This is a genomic window from Gandjariella thermophila (assembly GCF_005405885.1).
GTDB classification, from domain to species: domain Bacteria; phylum Actinomycetota; class Actinomycetes; order Mycobacteriales; family Pseudonocardiaceae; genus Gandjariella; species Gandjariella thermophila.
The window spans coordinates 67,638-86,797 of the sequence record NZ_BJFL01000026.1 but is presented as its reverse complement, the minus strand read 5'-3'; the positions used below and the strand labels follow the sequence as shown (position 1 = coordinate 86,797).

Annotated in this window: 14 protein-coding genes; 12 read left to right on the top strand and 2 right to left on the bottom strand. The window is 71.4% G+C overall.

All coding sequences use genetic code 11. The features are described from left to right. Nucleotides 1-263: 263 nt before the first annotated feature. Together FFT21_RS21035 and FFT21_RS21030 are read right to left on the bottom strand one after the other, a co-directional pair. Nucleotides 264-464, bottom strand: a complete 201-nt coding sequence (locus tag FFT21_RS21035) for a DUF397 domain-containing protein (RefSeq protein ID WP_137815638.1) — start codon at nucleotides 462-464, stop codon at nucleotides 264-266. Between the two features lie 8 nt (nucleotides 465-472). Further along, nucleotides 473-1,321 (bottom strand): helix-turn-helix domain-containing protein, encoded by an 849-nt coding sequence (locus FFT21_RS21030; protein WP_192909667.1) that lies wholly within the window; start codon nucleotides 1,319-1,321, stop codon nucleotides 473-475. Between the two features lie 199 nt (nucleotides 1,322-1,520). Between FFT21_RS21030 and FFT21_RS28895 the strand changes: the two genes are divergently transcribed. The 12 genes from FFT21_RS28895 (at nucleotide 1,521) to cimA (ending at nucleotide 19,143) form a co-directional block, all read left to right on the top strand. Next, nucleotides 1,521-1,772, top strand: a complete 252-nt coding sequence (locus FFT21_RS28895; protein ID WP_153816565.1) for a hypothetical protein — start codon at nucleotides 1,521-1,523, stop codon at nucleotides 1,770-1,772. 179 nt (nucleotides 1,773-1,951) lie between these two features. Next, on the top strand, nucleotides 1,952-2,182 hold the full coding sequence (locus FFT21_RS21020; RefSeq protein WP_137815635.1) for a hypothetical protein: 231 nt from the start codon (nucleotides 1,952-1,954) through the stop codon (nucleotides 2,180-2,182). Nucleotides 2,183-2,290: 108 nt separating this feature from the next. Beyond that, nucleotides 2,291-2,632: a hypothetical protein gene (locus FFT21_RS21015; protein ID WP_137815634.1), complete on the top strand. Its 342-nt coding sequence runs from the start codon at nucleotides 2,291-2,293 to the stop codon at nucleotides 2,630-2,632. Nucleotides 2,633-2,705: 73 nt separating this feature from the next. Further along, nucleotides 2,706-3,335 carry a hypothetical protein gene (locus FFT21_RS21010; RefSeq protein WP_137815633.1) on the top strand — a complete coding sequence of 210 codons (630 nt, stop codon included), beginning with the start codon at nucleotides 2,706-2,708 and terminating at the stop codon, nucleotides 3,333-3,335. Then, nucleotides 3,335-8,104, top strand: a complete 4,770-nt coding sequence (locus FFT21_RS21005) for a putative T7SS-secreted protein (protein ID WP_137815632.1) — start codon at nucleotides 3,335-3,337, stop codon at nucleotides 8,102-8,104. Before FFT21_RS21010 ends, FFT21_RS21005 begins: the two co-directional genes overlap by 1 nt. Nucleotides 8,105-8,119: 15 nt before the next feature. After that, nucleotides 8,120-8,569: a hypothetical protein gene (locus FFT21_RS21000; protein WP_137815631.1), complete on the top strand. Its 450-nt coding sequence runs from the start codon at nucleotides 8,120-8,122 to the stop codon at nucleotides 8,567-8,569. 488 nt (nucleotides 8,570-9,057) lie between these two features. Further along, on the top strand, nucleotides 9,058-9,258 hold the full coding sequence (locus FFT21_RS20995; RefSeq protein WP_137815630.1) for a hypothetical protein: 201 nt from the start codon (nucleotides 9,058-9,060) through the stop codon (nucleotides 9,256-9,258). Nucleotides 9,259-9,473: 215 nt separating this feature from the next. Next, nucleotides 9,474-11,024 carry a M48 family metallopeptidase gene (locus FFT21_RS20990; protein WP_137815629.1) on the top strand — a complete coding sequence of 517 codons (1,551 nt, stop codon included), beginning with the start codon at nucleotides 9,474-9,476 and terminating at the stop codon, nucleotides 11,022-11,024. 1 nt (nucleotide 11,025) lies between these two features. Beyond that, complete coding sequence (locus tag FFT21_RS20985) at nucleotides 11,026-12,162, top strand: DUF4034 domain-containing protein (RefSeq protein WP_192909666.1); 1,137 nt, start codon at nucleotides 11,026-11,028, stop codon at nucleotides 12,160-12,162. Between the two features lie 244 nt (nucleotides 12,163-12,406). Next, complete coding sequence (locus FFT21_RS20980; protein ID WP_137815648.1) at nucleotides 12,407-15,784, top strand: S8 family peptidase; 3,378 nt, start codon at nucleotides 12,407-12,409, stop codon at nucleotides 15,782-15,784. 288 nt (nucleotides 15,785-16,072) lie between these two features. After that, the gene (locus tag FFT21_RS20975; protein WP_137815627.1) at nucleotides 16,073-17,119 is read left to right on the top strand and encodes a 3-isopropylmalate dehydrogenase; all 1,047 of its coding nucleotides are present in this window, start codon (nucleotides 16,073-16,075) and stop codon (nucleotides 17,117-17,119) included. 392 nt (nucleotides 17,120-17,511) lie between these two features. Then, complete coding sequence (gene cimA / locus FFT21_RS20970) at nucleotides 17,512-19,143, top strand: citramalate synthase (protein WP_137815626.1); 1,632 nt, start codon at nucleotides 17,512-17,514, stop codon at nucleotides 19,141-19,143. The last annotated feature ends 17 nt before the right edge of the window (nucleotides 19,144-19,160 follow it).

Below are 19,160 nucleotides of genomic sequence, written 5' to 3'. Positions count from 1 at the left end.
AAGAACTGGAAGATACTTGCCACCGGCTTTCGAGGGCGCCTCGCCGAGCTTCCGAATGTCATCCGAATCGTCACCGCACTGGAGTTCTACCGACTTGGCTGGTAAGGGCTCTGAATAACGCTCATGGTAAATCTGCCAAGAGCGGCATGCTGGCATGCGAGAGAGCAGCGTGGTCGTCGCCGGTTCACGCGGTGCACCGGCGACGACACGGTAGTCCGCTTTCGGTGCGAGTTCGGGGGCTACCTATCCCGGACGGTCAGGCGTCAGATGAATGTGCCGCGCTCGACGGCCGTCAGGAATGTCTGGAAGGTTTCCGTTCGCACGGTGATGTGGCCGGCCGCGGGGTTCTTGGAGTCCCGGATGCCGACCACGGCGTCGCCGAAGGCGACTTCGACGCAGTTGCTGTCGTTGCCACTGCGAGTGCTCTTCCGCCACGGTGTGTGGAACTGGCTGGTCGCCGCCATGTCCTGCCTCACTTTCGGTCCAGGTGGTTGGCGATGGACGCCATGAGCCGGATCGACTCCTGCTCGTCCAGGGCCACGTCCGTCAGCTTCTCCGCGGTCAGCCTATAGAGCTTGACCTTGTCGGCGTCGTCCAGGAACAGGCCGGTGGTCCGGTCCTCGACATGCACGATCGGAGCGTCCTGCGGGAACTCCAGGATGACGAACTGGCCGAGGAGACCGGCGTGGCCGGGAACGCCGGCAGGAATGACCCGGACGGAGACGTTGCGTCGCTCCGCCAGTTCGGCCAGATGCCGGACCTGGCGGGCCATGACCCTGGGTCCACCGATCGGGATGCGCAGCGCCGTTTCGGTGACGAGGAGGTCGAGCCGGGGTGGGTTCTTGCGGGTGAGGATGGCCTGCCGCGCCATCCGGCGCGCCACTCGGGCCTCGATGTCCGGGTCGTCGCCGTCGACCTGGATGGCGGAGATGACGGCGTGGGCGTAGTCGGCCGTCTGTGCCAGGCCCGGCACGAGCATCAGCTCGAAGTTGATAATCGCGGTCGCCCGAGCCTCGAAGTTGAGGTAGGTACGGCTCTGCGCGGTGGGATTGCTGCTCTCCACCAGCCCCCAGCCGTTCCCGCCCCGTGACTGGTCGATCAGCCGATCCCGCTCCGCTCCGGTGACGCCGAGGACGGCGAGGATGGAGGCGACCTCCTCGCTGGTCGGCTCCCGCTTGCCGTTCTCCAGGCGGCTGATCGTGCTCGCCGAGACGCCAAGGCGCTCGCCGACCTGCTCCAGCGTCATCCGGGCGGCTTTGCGGTATCGCTCCAGTTCCAGTCCGATGCCCCGGGTGTTCACGCCGGTCCGGCGCCTGACCATCGAACGCTCCTTTGCAGTATCTGCAAGAAATGTCGCTGACGACTGTATGGCATTCGAGCCGTGGTGATCGAAACTCCACACGATCGGGTTATTCCGGTTGATTGCAAGTACGGCAAGATGGCCGCAAGAACGCCTTATCCCGGGGGTCTCCATGGAAGTCTCGATACCGCCAGGCTCGGCTGGAGCGTCGGCGAATGCCGTGGACGTGGTCCTTCGCCGTCACCTTGCGCTGTTGCTGGCTGGTGTGCAAAACGGCGACGACGGCGTGGTGGCGCGGCTGGCGCGGTCGGAGACGCATCGGCTGGTCGGGGCCATCCGGGCCAGCCTGCGGGCGCACCGGCTCGATCCGGCCGGGTGCTGCGGTGCCTGCCGTGCGACACGGTGCGTCTTGCGCGACGAGATCAGTCATGCGCTGCTGCCGGTCCGGCCGGCGCCCGCGGACGGCGGATAGGTCGGGTTCCCCCTTCCCGAACTATCCGCCGGAGCGGCGCGGGCGGGCGGCTTCTCCTGCCTCCTCAGGGCTCGCCCGCGCCGTTCCACCCCTCTCGGCCCGCGGTGGGGCCGGGCAGACCCCGACTCGGTCCCGGCCCCACCGCGTTCCCACACCCGAATCCGCATGGAGGACATGCCATGCCCGCGAGCCTGGACGACGTGGCCACGACGCTGCTGCACCTCGGTCATCCGTGCACCGCGTGCGCCACCGGTGAGCACGAGTTCGGCCGCGCCGTGGAGGAGCGGTTCGCCGATCTCGGCCTCACGCTGCGACGCCGGCGCTGCGTGTGCCGCGGTTGCCTGCGCTGCTCGGGTGCGCTCGTCCGCGTCGTTCCGCACGAGAGCTGGCGCGGGCAGCACCGGCAGTGAGCGGATCTCCCCTCCCGGTCGAGCGCCGAGCGAGTCGCGGAGCTGGCGGACCGCCTGCTCGGCGCGGCCTCCGTCCTCCCGCGCAGGCAACGCAACGAGGCGTGGGCGGTGCTGGCCGCCGCGAGCCCGCTGTTGCGCTGCTGGCTGCGCTGGACCCGTGTGTTCCCGGCGGTGTTCGTCCTCGGCGGCCTGCTGCAACTGGGCGGCCTGCTCGCCGTCCTCGCCGAGGTCGACCCCGCGGTGCCCTCCGTGCTGCTGCTGGGCGGCGCGCTCCCGCCGGCGGCCGTGGCGGTCCAGCTCTGGCGCATCGCCTGGCAGTCCCTCGACATCGCCGTCGGCGCCTGCCACACCCCGATGGTCGGTCGGATCGCCGCCCTCCGCGCTACCGTGGGGGAACCTCGTGGGCTGATGGCCCGTCGAAGGACGTGCCGGCCCGAGGCGGGGAGGTAGGCAGCGACGGGAATACGTGGGCCGTGACGGGGAGGGGAACCAGGTCCTCGTACCCGATCTGCGCGGGGGTGTGATGAGCGACGGTTATCGGGTGGATCCGCAGGCGTTGGCGGAGACCGCGAAGGGCATCAACGACGCCATCGGCGAGCTGAAGACCCTGGGCATCGACGGCTCCGCGGACGTGGGCCGAGGCTTTTCCGGCCTGTCGCTGACCGGCATGCAGGTCGGGCACGCGGGCTTACAGGCGGCGTTCGACGAGTTCTGCGAGCGCTGGTCGTGGGGTGTGCGCCACCTGGTGCAGGACGGTAACGTGATCGCCCAGCAGTTGCACCTGTCCGCCGGGATGTACGCGGAGATGGAGCGCTACGGGGTGGGCGTGTTCAAGGACGTCGCCGCCGCCCTGGGTGGGAACCCGCACGCCACCGACGAGCAGGTGGAGCGGCAGTCCTGGGGGCAGATCCTGTCGGATGCGACGAGTCCGGACTACAGCGCGCAGTCCTGGCAGAAGGCCCAGCAGGACATCGGCCACACCTGGAAGTCCGAGATGCGCGATCTGCTGGAGCACCCGCCGGGAACGATGGGGCCGGGCCCGTTGCAGGTGGCTGAGGCGGTCGGCGACGCGACCGGTCACCGCGAGGCGATCAGCCACGCGGAGGACGAGATGTTCGGCCCGGCGCCCACGCAGCAGGGGGACAGGCACTGATGGGTCTCGGAGATGTCGTCAACGGTATCGGGGACGGCCTGGAACACGCGGTTGACGCCGGCGAGCGCTTCGTAGGCAAGGCCGCCGACGGTGCGGCACATCTTGTCGGCGACGGGCTGGACGCCGTCGGGCTGCACGAGGCGGCGCACGCGGTCGACTCGTTCGGCGATTCGGTGGCCGATCACCTGGGTGCGCAGGTCGGCGAGCGGCAACTCGGCGAAACCGACGACCCCAAGGAACTGGTGCACGGTGACGTCGGCGCGATCGACCAGACCGCCGGCCACCTCACCCGGTTCGCCGCCGCATTCGGGGAAACCGCGCGCGGGCTGGCGGCCATCGACACCGCGCACTGGGACGGTCAGGCCGCCGAGGCGTTCCGGGCGAAGTATCAGCCGCATCCGAAGCAGTGGGCGGACGCGGAGGAAGCCTGCGCGAAGGCGGCCGGCGCGTGGCAGAACTACGCGCACACCGTCACGTGGGCGCAGGGCCAGGCGGCCGAGGCGATCCACCTGTACCAGCAGGGCAAGCGGGCCTCCGAGCAGGCGCGGGACACCTACAACCGGCAGGTCGACGAGTACAACGCGCACGTCCGCAGCTACAACGCCGCGGTGTCGGCCGGCCAGAATCCGGGCCCGCAGCCGCAGCACCCCGGCACGTTCACCGATCCCGGCGTGGCCGATATGCGCCAGGCGCGGCAGATCCTGGCCGATGCGCGGCAGATCCTGGCCGATGCGCGGCGGCAGCGCGACTCCGCCGCCGAGCAGGCGCGGCAGACGATGGCGGCCGCCACCAGCCTGGCCCCGCTCGAGCCGTCGTTCAGCCAGCGCATGCTCGACGACGCGGCCGACCTGTGGCAGGGCGGCATGGTCGAGCAGGAGCACCTGCTCGGTGGGGTGGCCAAGGGCGTGGGCGGCATCGCGAAGTTCGCCCGGTCGCTGAACCCGCTGGACCCGTACAACCTGACGCATCCCGCCGCGTTCGTCGACGGCCTGTCGACCACGGCCGCCGGCCTGCTGCACGCCACCAGCCATCCCACGGAGCTGGTCAAGGGCCTGGTGGGCACCGGATGGAGCACGGATCCGGCCGAGGCGTTCGGCAAGCTGCTGCCCAACATCGCCCTGGCCGCGGTCACCGACGGGGCGGGCTCGGCGGCCGACGCGGGCGCCAGCGTGGCGGAGCGCTCCGCCATGGGTGCCGCCGAGGAGGCCGCCGAACGGGGCGCGGTCGGTGCGGGGGAGAGCGCCGCCGAGGACGGGGCGGCGAACGCCGGCCGCGCCGAGGCCCGCCCCGAGGACCCGCGCGAGCCGGCCCGCGACGACGCGGCCAAGACCGAATGCGGCGACCCGGTCGACGTGGCCACCGGCGCGGTGGTGTTACGGCAGACCGATGTCGAGTTGCCCGGCCTGCTGCCGCTGGTGCTGCGGCGCACCCACCTGTCGTCCTACCGCCAGGGCGGATGGTTCGGCCGCACCTGGGCGTCCACATTGGACGAACGGGTGGAGGTGGACGCCGAGGGCGTGATCCTGGTGCGCGGCGACGGGGTGCTGCTCACCTATCCACACCCGGGCGTGGGCGCACCGGTGCTTCCCGCCGAGGGCGCGCGCTGGCCGCTGGAAAGCACCGACGCCGGCGGCTACCAGGTCACCGATTCCCAAACCGGGCACGTCCGCCATTTCACGGCCGGCCGAGGAGGGGTGCTGCCGCTGTCGGCGATCACCGACCGCCTCGGTCACCGCATTGACATCGTCCGGGACGCCGACGGCGCGCCCCGCGAGGTGCGGCACAGCGGCGGCTACCGGGTGTGGGTGGACACCGCCGACGGCCGGGTCACCGCGCTGCGGGTAGCCGGCGAGCCTGACGTGGAGATCGCCCGATTCACCTACACCGAGGGCCAGCTCACCGGGGTGGTCAACTCCTCGGGCGAACCCCTGCGGTTCCGCTACGACCACGCCGGCCGGCTCACCGAATGGGTGGACCGCAACGGCACCTGGTACCGCTACACCTACGACGCCGCCGGTCGCTGCGTGCGCCAGGCGGGCAGCGACGGGTTCATGGCCTACACCTTCGACTACGGCGACGGCGTCACCGTCGCCACCAACTCGCTGGGCCACGCCACCACCTACCACGTCAACGAGGCCAAGCAGATCGTGCGCGAGGTCGACCCGCTGGGCAACGAGACCCGCTGCGAGTGGGACCGCTACGACCGGCTGCTCTCCCGCACCGACCCGCTGGGCCGCACCACCCGCTTCGAGTACGACGAACACGGCAACCTCGTCGGTCTCACCCGCCCGGACGGCAGCCGCTCCCTGGCCGAGTACAACGACCTGGGCCAACCCGTCACCCTGATCGACCCCGACGGGTCAGTGTGGCGGCAGGAGTACGACGCCGCGGGCAACCGGGTCGCGGTGACCGATCCCGCCGGCGCCACGACCCGGTTCGGCTACGACGAGCACGGCCACCTGACCTCGGTCACCGACGCCGCCGGCAACACCCGGCAGGTGGTCACCGACGCCGCCGGGCTCGTCGTGGCGGTCACCGAGCCGGACGGCACCACCACCCGGTACCGGCGGGACAGCCTGGGCCGGATCGTGGAGATCACCGACCCGGTGGGCGGCGTGACGAGGTTGACGTGGACCCCGGAGGGTCGGCTGGCCTCGCGCACCCTGCCGGACGGCGCCGCCGAGACGTGGTCCTACGACGGCGAGGGCAACCTCGTGGAACACGTCGATGCGGCCGGCAGCGTCACGCGCACCGAGTACACCCACTTCGACCTGCCCGCCGCCCGGATCGGCCCGGACGGCTCCCGGTTGACCTTCGCCTACGACACCGACCTGCGGCTGACCCGGGTCACCAACCCGCAGGGCCTGACCTGGGAGTACCACTACGACCCCGCCGGGCGCCTGATCTCCGAATCCGATTTCAACGGCCGCGTGGTGCGCTACGGCTACGACGCCGCCGGCCAACTGGTGCGCCGGGTCAACGGCGCCGGCCAGACCGTGGACTACGGGCATGACCCGCTGGGCCGGGTGGTGCGGCAACGCGCCGACGGTGCCGTGACCACGTTCGAGCACGACCCGTTGGGCCGGCTGGTCCGCGCGGTCGGCCCGGACGCCGAGCTGGTCTACCGGCGTGACGCGCTCGGCCGGGTGCTGGCCGAAACCGTCAACGGGCGCACCGTGACCTCGACCTACGACGCCCTGGGCCGGCGCGTCCGGCGGGTCACCCCGTCCGGCGCGGAAAGCGTGTGGGCCCACGACGTTCGTGGGAACCTGGTGGCGTTGACCACCGCGGGACGTTCGCTGCGCTTCGACCGGGACGCCGCTGGCCGGGAGACCCGGCGCCACCTGGGGCTGGCCGCCGTCCTCGAGCAGACCTGGGACGCCAACCACCGGCTCACCGGGCAGACGCTGTCGTCCATCGGCATCGGCCCGACCCCGGGCGGGCCCGACCCGTGCGGTGCCGGTACCGGCGAGCCGTGGCCGGTGGTGCAGCAGCGCCGCTACACCTACCGCGCGGACGGCTACCTCCTCGGCCTGGACGACCTGCTGGGCGGTTCCCGCCGCTTCGACCTGGACCGGGCCGGGCGGGTCACCGCCGTGCACGGCGTGGACTGGGCCGAGCGGTACGGCTACGACGCGGCCGGCAACATCGTCGACGCGGCGTGGCCGACGACACCGGCCGCCCAGCCGGCGGTCGGCGCGCGCGAGTACCGGGGCACCCTGATCAGCCGGGCGGGTAACGTGCGCTACCGCTACGACGCCCAGGGTCGCATCGTCCAGCGCCAGAAGATCCGGCTGTCCCGCAAGCCCGAGACCTGGCAGTACACCTGGGACGCCGAGGACCGCCTGGTCGGGGTCGTCACCCCGGACGGGCAGCGCTGGCGCTACCGGTACGACCCGCTCGGCCGGCGCATCGCCAAGCAACGCCTCGGCCCTGACGGAACCACCGTGGTCGAACAGGTCGACTTCGTCTGGGATGGCACCACGCTCGCCGAGCAGACCGCCTGGGAGCCGGGTGGTGCGCGCGTCACCACGTGGGAGCACGACGGCCTCCGCCCGGTCACCCAGACCGAGCGGACCTGGTGGCGCGACGCCCCACAGGCGTGGGTGGACGAGCGGTTCTACGCGATCGTGACCGACTTGGTCGGCACGCCCAGCGAACTCGTCGATGACCTCGGCGCCGTGGCCGGGCACGCCCGCAGCACGCTGTGGGGCACCACCACCTGGACCGGGGATAGCGCCGGCACGCCGTTGCGGTTCCCCGGCCAGTACCACGACCCCGAAACCGGGCTCAACTACAACTACTTCCGCTACTACGACCCGGAAACCGCCCGCTACACCACCCTCGACCCCCTCGGCCTCGCGCCGTCCCCCAACCCCAACACCTACGTCCACAACCCGCACACCTGGACCGACCCCCTCGGTCTGTCGCCGTGCGACGTTGACGCCGCCCTCAACGACTGGCAAAGCAAGAGGTATCAATTCGACAACCAACAGTTCATTCTGGACAAGAGGGACATGCGGCATATCCTTACACGACACCACCCGGACTATTGGGACGGTAGCACGAAGGCGCAGCAGACGTTCTTTGACAAGGGTACTTCCATTTCCGACGTCGAAAATACTATCTCTCAGGTTCTGAGTCAGAATCGAGACACGCTAATTCAGCAGGGGTCGAATGGTATGTATCAGATCGAGGGCGTTGTTGACGGTAGGGAATATGTTCTCGGCATCAATCGTGGTCATGTTGGTCAGTTCTACCCAAAGTAACAGAAGTAGCGAGCGATGATTAGTATAAAGAGCTATCTGCGGTCGCCCTCCGGTGAATTTTTGTCCCTTTCCGATTGCGGCGCGCCGCCAGTTGATGAGCGTCACGTAGAAGGGGCGATCGAGGTCGTCGTTGACGACGTCACGGTCATTGACCGATCCATGTGGGACGACGTTGATCAGCTATGGGCTTACATCATCGATATGATCCAGGTGCTTGAGGCTTCTGGAGAGTCGCACACCTATTTTCCGGACCAGCCGATCAAGCTCTCCCTCAGGAAGGTTGGACCAGAGCTTGTCTTGATCACGTTGCAAGCTGGCGAGGAGAGCCGCCGTGCCACGGTCGATAGACAAGAATTGATCCGTGAGATCAAGCGGGAAGCAGAAGACTTTTTCCGGCAACTGTCGATCTTGATGCCGGCCAACGCGAGTGAATATCAAGAAATAGTGCGGCGTATCAACTACTGAGAGCGTGTCTCAGTGGGCCGATGCAGGGCTGCGAACAGCGCTGATCCACGTCACGAGCTGCGACATGAGACACGCTTAACATCCAGGCATTCAATCTTGCGCTGCATGCCGGCGATCGTCCCTATGCCGCCGAAGTGTTGGCGCATATGAGCCGGCTCGCGGTACAGATCAGTCAGGGGTCGGCGACCGAACACGACGCCCTCCACAACGCTCGTTGCCGTCGCGCTTGTGCGGACGGCTCGTTCGGTCACTGGTTCGGCGACCCCGACCCTGGCTACGCAGCTCCATGCCGTTGAGGCTCGGGGACTCGCCCTGCTGGGTGACGTCGGGGAGACCACCGCCGCAGTGGACGCGGCGATGCGTTCGTTCGACGCTGCGCGGCCTGACCGCGAGCCCGTATGGCTCGGCTACGACACGCACACGGAGCTTTTCGGTGAGCTGGGTCAGGGGCTCTTCGCGACGTCGGCTGCGTCAACCGGGCCGCCGGAATGATCGAAAAGGCCCTTGCCGAGTACGAGCCCTGGCGTATGCGAAGCAGAGCGTTCGCCCAGACCGACCTGGCAATGACCTACATCTCCCAAGGAGAGATCGAGGGTGCGCGCATCGCCACCGAGGAAGCGCTGCGTGTCGCCGAACCTGTCGCTTCGCAGCGAATCGTCCGTATGCGGCTGGCTGGCGGCGCCCGGTGATGGCTGCCGCGAGGCCTGAGCCGGGGTCGGGAGCCTCGTGCCGGTGTGACGGTTTCGGGCGGTTGGGCGCTGAGTAGGTGCCGGGATCGCCGCAGAGCACGCGGCGGCCGGTGCCGACACGGATCTCAGCCCCTGGGGGAGCGTCCCTTGCCACCAGTCGTACGCCGGCCGCGGCGGGTTCTGGCCGTGCCGAGCCGCGGAATGGATCGGCCCTGATGCGCGTGTCCGTCCGAGCCCTGCAGGCGGTCGGCCTGCTCGCCGGCTACTACCTGCTCACCGCCGGCGCGCTGGTCGGGCTGGCCGCGTTCGACATCGTGCTGCTGACGCACACCGCCGCGACACACGTGTTCACCGAGGCCAGGGTCATCGGCGCCACGGTCGTCGTCGCGATCCCGCTGGTGCGCGGGCTGCTGATGACCCGGCAGCGCCGCGGCGACATCCCCGGCGTGGCGGTGAGCCCGGAGGAGCAACCCGAACTGTGGGCGCGGGTGCGCGGGCTGGCCGATCTCGTCGGCACCCGGCCGCCGCAGGAGATCCGGCTGATTCCGCAGGTGAACGCCGCGGTCACCGAGGACGTGCACCTGCTCGGGCTGCTCCCCGGGCGGCGCCGGATGTTCCTCGGCATGCCTCTGCTGGTCGGGCTCACCTCGGCGCAGTTGGACGCCGTCCTCGCGCACGAGCTGGCCCACTACGCCAACCATGACGTGCGGTTGGCGGCGGCCACCGTCCGCGGCCGGGCCGGCATCCTCGCGGTGGTCCGCGCGCACCCGCCCGGTGGGATGTTCCTGACCGAGCTGATGCGCTCGTTGCTGGCCCGGTACGCGGAGCTGTACCTGCGTGTCTCCCAGTCGGTGAGCCGGCGGCAGGAGGTCGCCGCCGACCTGGCGGCGGTGCGCGTCGCCGGGCGGGACAACGTGGCCGCGGCCCTGCGCCAGCTTCCCGCGCTGGACGCCGCCTACCGCTACTACCTCGACCGGTACGTCTCCGTGGGCTGGGACGCCGGGCTGATCCCGCGACCGGAGGGCTTCTACGGCGGCCTGCACGCGCTACTCAGGGAACCCGCCAGGCAGCGCGCGCTGGAGTCGTTGCGCCGCGAGCCGCCGGAGGCCGAGGCCGACCCGTACGACTCCCATCCGCCCCTGGCGGAGCGGGTCGCCGCCATCGAGTCACTGCCCGACGACGGTCGCGCGCCGCGTTGCTCCACGCCGCCGGCGTCCGGCCTGCTGCGCGACGCCATGCGGGTCGGCACGCGGCTCGCGCTGCTGGCGCTGCCCCCGGAGGCGGCGACCAAGCGGGCGGTGGACTGGGACGTGCTGGTGCGCGGCGCCGGCCAGGCCGCGTTGCTCCGCGCCGCCGGCGGACTCCTGTCCACGGCCTCGGCGGTGCTGCGCAGGCCGGTGCCGGACCTCACCGCCCTGCTGGACGCCGTCGACGCCGGTTGCCTGGACGCCGTCGCCGACGCCCTACCCAAGTCGGAGCCGGCCCGGCGGGCCAGCGGGCGGCTGGCCCGGGAATTCGCGCGCACGGCGTTCCTCGAGGTGGTACGCCCGCTCGTGCTGGCCGCTCTGACCGATGCCGGCCACGCCCGTTGGCGGCACAGTTGGGCGCGCCCGCCGCATCTCGAGTTCCGGCCGGGCTGGGAGGCCGCCGTGGCGGCGGCCCTCGCCGCGCTGGTCGCCGAGCCACCCGACACCCGGCCGGTCCGCGACGTGCTGCGCGGTATCGCGCCGGAGCCCACCCCATCGCCGACACCCACAGGACCATGAGATGCAGTCCCAACTGTTGCTGCTGATCCCGGTCGCTGTCGCGGCTCTCTGGGCCGTCCAGCGGTACCGGGAGGGAGCCTTCCGCAGACCGCAGCCCCCATCGGCGCCCGCGCCGACCGCGCCATCCGCCGCCCCCGACGAGGACGAACCGGCCTGGGAGTTCCGCCCGGAGGATTACGGCCTCGTGCCGGACGACCAACTGGACCTGCACCGGCCCGGCCCCGACCCGGAAACGGTGTGGGCGCGGCAGGCCACGGCCAGCGGTGACTGGCGTGCCGCATCGGCGCTGCTGGCGAACTCCGACCCGGAATGGCGGTGGCTGCGGCTGCGATCGCTGGCCGCCGCGGCCGCCGAGGACGACTCCTGGGTACGCGCCTGGCGTGCCGCCGAGCCGGGAAACCCGAACGCTGCGCTGGTCCGCGCCATGAGCCTGGTCGACCTCGCCTGGGAGGTCCGCGGCGCGCAGCGGGCCGACGCGACCACCGAGGAGCAGTTCGCCGGGTTCCACCGGCTGCTGGCCCAGGCGCCGCCGGCGTTCAACGAGGCGGCCCGGCTGGCCCCGGCCGACCCGTTGCCGTACCTCGGCATGATCCAGGTTGCGACGGGGTTGGGCTGGCCGCACGAGCACATGCGGCACCTGTGGTCCGAGGTGACCGCCCGCGCCGCGCACCACGTGGGTGCGCACGCCGTCGCCCTGCAGTACTGGTGCGCCAAGTGGCGGGGCTCCACCGAACTGATGTACTCCTTCGCCGAGACCGCTGCGGCGAACGCGCCCGCGGGTAGCCTGCTGCCGATCCTTCGACTGGTGGCCCGCTATGAGGAACTGGTGGGGCAGAAGATCGACCATCCCGGCTACCACACCCCGGAGACGACCGCGGCGATCGGTGCCCTCCTCCGGGACGTCGCGGTGGCGCCGCTCGGGCACGCCTGGTTACCCGCCGCGCGCCACCTGCTGGTGTGGTTCCTGCGGGCGCAGCGCCGTTTCGTCGAGGCGGCGGAGCAACTGCGGTTGGTGGACGGCTACATCGGCGCACTCCCGTGGACCTACGCCCAGGACCGGCGCGCCCTGTACACGGCGGTTCGCAAGCACATCGTCCTGGCCGAGAAGCGGCTGATCCGGGAGAGCACGTCGGACTGACCGGATCGAACGCCGCCGTGCCCGCGGCACGGCGAACACCCGCCAAACGGGGCTAACCGGACGGTTCTCGGAGCGGCTACGTTCCTGCGTCTGAGGTCGGACCGGGTGCCGTGCGAGGGCGGGCACCGCGTCGGCGCTCGCTGGGGGGAAGGCCTGCCCGGCGCGGGGTGTCCCGACACGGTCGAAGACGGCCTCGGGTGAGGGTGAGCAGGTGAGATCCCGTCGACCGAAGCCGGCGCCCAGCATGACGGCGCGGGCGGTGCTCGCCGCGGTCCTGGCCACCGGGCTGACCGGTGCCGGCGTCGCGGCGGCCGCCCCGGACCCGGCCAACCCGGGGAACCTGGCGCAGGGCGTGCCGGCGCATCCCGGCCTGCCGGCCGCCGCGCTGCAGCCGAAGCTGTCGCCGCGGCTGGCCGCCGCGCAGGGAACGGTGACCGCGTTCGTCGAACTCGACCGGCAGCCGGCCGTGGACGCCTACCAGCAGAAGGAGCGCCAGGGCGCCGGCCGGGGCGAGGCCAAGAAGGCCGCGCAGGCCGCGAAGGCGGACACCGCACGGCTGGTCGACTCGGTGGTGGCCCGGTTACGGACCCGGGACGCCGGCACCCGCGAGGTGTACCGGACCGCCAACGCGGTGCCCGGCGTGGTCGTCACCGCGGACGCGAACACCGTGCGCGAGGTGGCGTCGGACCCGGCGGTGCGCTCGGTCCGCACCGTGGTTCCCAAGACGCGGGAGAACGCGAACGCCGTCCAGCTCACCAAGACCCTCGACGTGTGGCGGCAGTACGGGCGGTTCGGCGACGGCGTGCGGATCGGCGTGATCGACGACGGCATCGACTACACGCACGCCGACTTCGGCGGGCCGGGCACCCCGGAGGCGTACCAGAAGATCGACCACACGAAAACCGATCCGGCGTACTTCCCGACCGCCAAGGTGGTCGGCGGCACCGACCTCGCCGGCGACGGCTACGACGCCACCGGCAAGAACGGCTCCACCACGCCGACCCCGGACCCGAACCCGATCGCCTGCGGCGAGCACGGCACCCACGTGGCCGGCACCGCCGCCGGGTTCGGCGTCAACGCGGACGGCGGCACCTTCACCGGCGACTACCGCACCCTCTCCCCGGACGCGTTGCGCGCCATGAAGGTCGGCCCCGGCACCGCGCCGAAGGCGCTGCTGTACGCCATCAAGGTGTTCGGCTGCCAGGGCTCCACCAATCTCACCGGGCAGGCCATGGACTGGGCGCTGGACCCGGACGGCGACGGCGACTTCGCCGACCACCTCGACGTGGTGAACATGTCACTGGGCAGCGACTTCGGCGCGCCCGACGACCCGGACAGCCTGTTCGTCCGCAAGCTCGTCGCCAACGGCGTGCTGCCGGTGATCGCCGAGGGCAACGGCGGCGACCGCTACGACGTCGGCGGCTCCCCGGGCAGCACGCCGGAGGCGCTGACCGTGGCCAGCACCCGCGACTCCTACGTGCTGCGGGACGGCGCGCAGGCCGGCGACGCGGGCACCAAACCGGGCCAGTACAGCCAGAACTACACCGGCTACGACACCCTGGACCGCGCCGAAACCGCCGTCGCGCCGACCGAGAAGTCCAATGCGGACGGTTGCACCCCCTTCTCCGAGGCCGACAAGGCACGGGTCGCCGGGAAGTTCGCCTGGCTGGAGTGGGACGACAACGACGCCTCCCGCCGCTGCGGGTCCGCGGCGCGGGCGAACAACGCGCAGGCCGCCGGCGCCGCCGGGGTGCTGCTGTCGTCCACACTGGACAACTTCGCGGCCGGCATCGCGGGCAACGCCGGCATCCCGATGTTCCAGTTCACCGGTACCGCCACCGCGCAGCTCCGGCCGGCGCTGGCCGCCGGCACGCTGCGGGTACGGCTGGCCGGTTCGCTGCGCGCCTCGGTGCCCAGCTACGACCCGGCGCTGGACGACACGCCGAGCACGTTCACCTCGCGCGGGGTGCGCGGCCCGGCGGTCAAGCCGGACGTGGCCGCGCCAGGCGACACCATCGCCTCCGCGCTGCGTGGCAGCGGCAACGGCGTACTGGTGATCAGCGGCACCTCGATGGCCACCCCGCACACCGCCGGCATCGCCGCGCTGGTCCGCCAGGCGCACCCGGACTGGACCCCGGAGGAGGTCAAGGCGGCGGTGATGAACACCGCCGACGCCGACGTGCATGACGGCGGCCACCTCGACGCGCCGCAGCGGGTCGGCGCCGGCCGCATCGACGCGCGCGCCGCCCTGGACAACCAGGTGCTCGCGATGAACGCCGACGACCCCGGCGCGGTCAGCGTGTCGTTCGGCGCGGTCGAGGCCGGCGGCCCGGTGACGCTCACCAAGACCGTCAAGGTGGTCAACAAGGGCGTCACCCCGGTCGAGATGGGGGCGGCGTACCAGCCGGTCACCGAGATCCCGGGGGTGCGCTACGAGCTGTCCACCACCACGCTGCGGCTCGCCCCGCGCGGCGTGGCCCGGTTCGCCGTGACGCTGCGGATCGACGACCCGGCGGCGCTGCGGAAGACCGTCGACCCGACCGTGGCCACCACCCAGCTCGGCGTGGCCCGGCAGTTCCTCGCCGACGCCTCCGGCCGGATCACGCTCACCCCGAAGAGCGGGTTCGATGCCGCCTCGGCGGGAAGGAGTGCCTCGGCGGGGGTGCCGCTGCGCATCCCGGTGTACGCGGCGCCCAAGCCGGTCGCCGCGGTGTCCACCCCGGACACGCTGCGCATGCGGCCGGGCGACACGCAGGCCGTGCTCAACATCACCGGCCGGGGCCTGGACCAGGGCAGCGGCGCGCAGGCGTACCGGTCCCTGGTGAGCGTGCTGGAACTGCAGGGCACCTCGCCCCGGCTGCCGGACTGCGGCCCGCACGTCACCACGCACTGCGCGGTCAACCGCACGGCACGCGGCGGTGACCTGCGCTACGTCGGGGCGGCGTCCACCGCGCCGCTGGCGAAGGCGCAGGGTCGGCCGGGCGACGCGCTGCTCGCGTTCGGCATCGCCACCTGGGGCGACTGGTACAACGTGGGCAGCAACACGGTGCCGTTCGTGGACGTCGACACCACCGGGGACGGCAAACCGGACTTCGAGGTGTCCGTCACCAAGCCGTCCGGCACCGACGTGCTCCTCGCGCAAACCGTCGACCTGCACAAACCAGCCGCCGGCGGCGGCTTCACCGCGGTGGACACCCAGCCGGTCAACGGCCAGTTCGGCGACGTGGACACCAACGTGTTCGACACCGACGTGCTGGTGCTGCCGGTCTCCCTGAAGGCGCTGGGCATCGACCCGACCCGGGACTCGGCGCGGCTGTCCTACACCGCCGGGGTGAGCGGCTTCTACGCCGCACCGGGCGAGAACTCCGGCGACATCGACGCGATCACCACGCCGATGTCCTACGACCCGCTGCGCCCGGGGCTGTGGGTGCAGGGCGGCGGCGACCCGGCGCTTTCCTACCTGGCCCGGCCGGGCACCGCGCTGGTGGTCAACCGGGACCGGCGGGCGCTGGCCGAGGACCGCGCGCAGGGCCTGCTCGTGCTGGAACACCACAACGCCGCCGGGGCGCGGGCCGGGGTGGTCCGGGTGCGTGACGGCGGGGGCCGGGAACCGGCCGACTAGCGCCGAACCCGTTCGGGGGGACGCGGCCTGGTCCGGATGACCCCCGTCGCTGGTGCCCGGGTCGGCGAAGTCAACCCACCGACTCGGGCATCACGCGTTCTGCGCCGGCCCCACACAGGTTAGGGTGACACCCGGACGAGTCAGAAAAACGCTGGTCGTCCGTCCGAAATGCGGGAGAGATCAACCCGGAAGCGTGTCCGGTCTGCGATTTCGGCGGGCACGCCGGGTAGCCTTCCGCGGGATGGCGGGGTTCCCCACGAATGGGGCCATTACCCGGGAGGTGTGTGGATGCGGCTCGCGGTGATCCCAGGCGACGGGATCGGGCCGGAGGTGATCGCCGAGGCGCTGAAGGTGCTCGGCGAGGTCGTGCCGAACGCGGAGATCACGCGTTACGACCTCGGTGCGGCCCGGTGGCATGCGACCGGCGAGCTGCTGCCCGAGTCCGTGCTCGGGGAGTTGCGTCAGCACGACGCCATCCTGCTCGGCGCCGTTGGCGACCCGTCCGTACCCAGCGGCATCCTGGAGCGTGGTCTGCTGCTCCGGCTGCGCTTCGAACTGGACCACCACGTCAACCTGCGGCCGGCCCGGCTGTACCCGGGGGTGCGCAGCCCCGTCGCCGAGCCCGGCGAGATCGACATGGTGGTGGTCCGCGAGGGCACCGAGGGCCTGTACGCCGGCAACGGTGGCCTGCTGCGCAAGGACACCCCCCACGAGATCGCCACCGAGGTGAGCATCAACACCTCGTTCGGCGTGGAGCGGGTGGTCCGGGACGCGTTCGCCAGGGCGGCGAACCGGCCGCGCAAGCACCTCACCCTGGTGCACAAGACCAACGTGCTCACCCACGCCGGCTCGCTGTGGTCCCGGGTGGTCGAAGAGGTCTCCCTGCAGTACCCCGACGTCACCGTGGCCTACCAGCACATCGACGCGGCGACCATCCACATGGTCACCGACCCGTCCCGGTTCGACGTGATCGTCACCGACAACCTCTTCGGCGACATCCTCACCGACCTCGCCGCCGCCGTCACCGGCGGCATCGGCCTGGCCGCGAGCGGCAACCTGGACGTGACCAAGCGGCACCCGAGCATGTTCGAGCCGGTGCACGGCAGCGCCCCGGACATCGCCGGCCAGGGTGTGGCCGACCCGACGGCCGCGGTGCTGTCGGTCGCGCTGATGCTCGACCACCTCGGCGAGCACGAGTCGGCCCGGCGGATCGAGGCGTCGGTGGCGTTCGACCTGGCCACCCGCGACCACACCCACCCGGGCGCCACCTACGCGATCGGCGACCGGCTGGCCGCGCTGGTGTCCTCCAACACGGCCGCCCGCGCCGAGGCCTGACGCGACATTCCGCCGCCGGCGGGCCCGGCCGGGTGGTGGCCCGCCGGGCCCGCCGCGCGTGTCCGGGGTGGAGCGTCCACTGTGCCGTTGACCAGCCACGATGGCCGGATCGGTGTCCACGTGCTGGGAACACCCGTCCGGGGATTGGTGATGTCGGCGGCGGTGTGGCAGGATCGCAGCGTGGCCAACCAGGCTGTGCGCATTATCACTTGGCGCGCCGGGTAGAAATCTCGCGACACCCGGCGCGCAGACCTCTCGCATTCGCGGGAGGTTTTTTTGTTGCCCGGCACCGGCTCGGCAGGCCACGACAGGCAGCTCACGGCAAGCACGACAGGCAGGTCGACAAGCAAAGTTCGACCCACATCGGCAAACAGGACTCGAGGAGTACTTCGGTGACCCGCAACAGCCCGGCCGGCACGCCGCTCGGCGACTCCTTCCACGTCTACGACACGACGCTGCGCGACGGTGCCCAGCGGGAGGGCATCTCCTACTCGGTGGGCGACAAGCTCGCCGTCGCGCGGCTGCTCGACGGCCTCGGCGTCGGCTTCATCGAGGGCGGCTGGCCCGGCGCGCTGCCCAAGGACACCGAGTTCTTCGCCAGGGCGGCGGCCGGCGAACTGGAACTGCGGCACGCCGTCCTGGTCGCCTTCGGCGCCACCCGCCGGGCCGGCACGAAGGCCAGCGAGGACCCCCAGGTGCGCGCACTGCTCGACGCCCAGGCGCCGGTGGTCACGCTGGTGGCCAAGTCGGACCGCCGGCACATCGAGCGCGCGCTGCGTACCGACGTCGCGGAGAACTGCGCGATGGTGCGGGACACGGTGGAGTTCCTGGTCGGCGAGGGCCGGCGGGTGTTCGTGGATGCCGAGCACTTCTTTGACGGCTACGCGTACGACCCGGACACCGCGCTGCGCGTGCTTCAGTCCGCCGTGGACGGTGGCGCGGACGTGGTGGTGCTGTGCGACACCAACGGCGGCCAGCTTCCGCTGCCGCTGGCGGAGACGGTGGCCGAGGTGATCGGCCGCACCGGGTTCCGGGTCGGCATCCACTGCCAGGACGACACCGCCTGCGCGGTGGCCAACACGATCGCCGCGGTGCAGGCCGGCGCCAGCCACGCGCAGTGCACCGCCAACGGTTACGGCGAGCGGACCGGCAACGCCGACCTGTTCGCCGTGCTCGGAAACCTGGTGACCAAGCTGGGGATGCCGGTCCTGCCCGAGGGCGGGCTGGCGGAGCTGACCCGTGTCTCCCATGCCCTCGCCGAGATCGCGAACCTCGCACCCGACACCCACCAGGCCTACGTCGGGACGTCGGCCTTCGCCCACAAGGCGGGGCTGCACGCGAGCGCGATCAAGGTGGACCCGGAGCTGTACAACCACATCGATCCGGCCGCCGTCGGCAATGACATGCGGGTGCTGGTCACCGAAATGGCCGGCCGGGCCAGCCTGGAACTCAAGGGGCGCGAGTTCGGGCTCGACCTGGCCGGCCATCCCGAGGCGCTGGGCAGCGCGGTGCGCAAGGTGAAGGAGCTGGAGGCCAGGGGCTGGTCGTTCGAGTCCGCGGACGCCTCGCTGGAGCTGTTGCTGCGCCGTGAGATGCACGACGGCGAGTCCGAGGTGGACGCTCCGCCGTTCGTGCTGGAGTCCTACCGCGTGGTGCTGGACCACCGGCCGGACGGCGTGGTCGTCTCCGAGGCCACCGTCAAGGTGCATGTCGACGGTGAACGCGTGATCGCCACCGCCGAGGGCAATGGCCCGGTGCACGCGCTGGATGCCGCGCTACGCAAGGCGTTGCGACCGCATCTGTCCTGGTTGGACAGTGTGGAGCTGGCCGACTACAAGGTCCGTATTCTCACCGACCATCCCGGCACGGATGCGGTGACCCGGGTACTCGTCGAGTCCACCGACGGCGAGCGGGAGTGGACCACCGTGGGTGTGCACGGCAACATCGTCGAGGCGAGCTGGCTGGCGCTGTGCGACGCGCTGGCGCACAAGGCCATGCGGCTGCGCGAGCCCGCGTCGCACTGACCCGCCCCGGCGCTGGT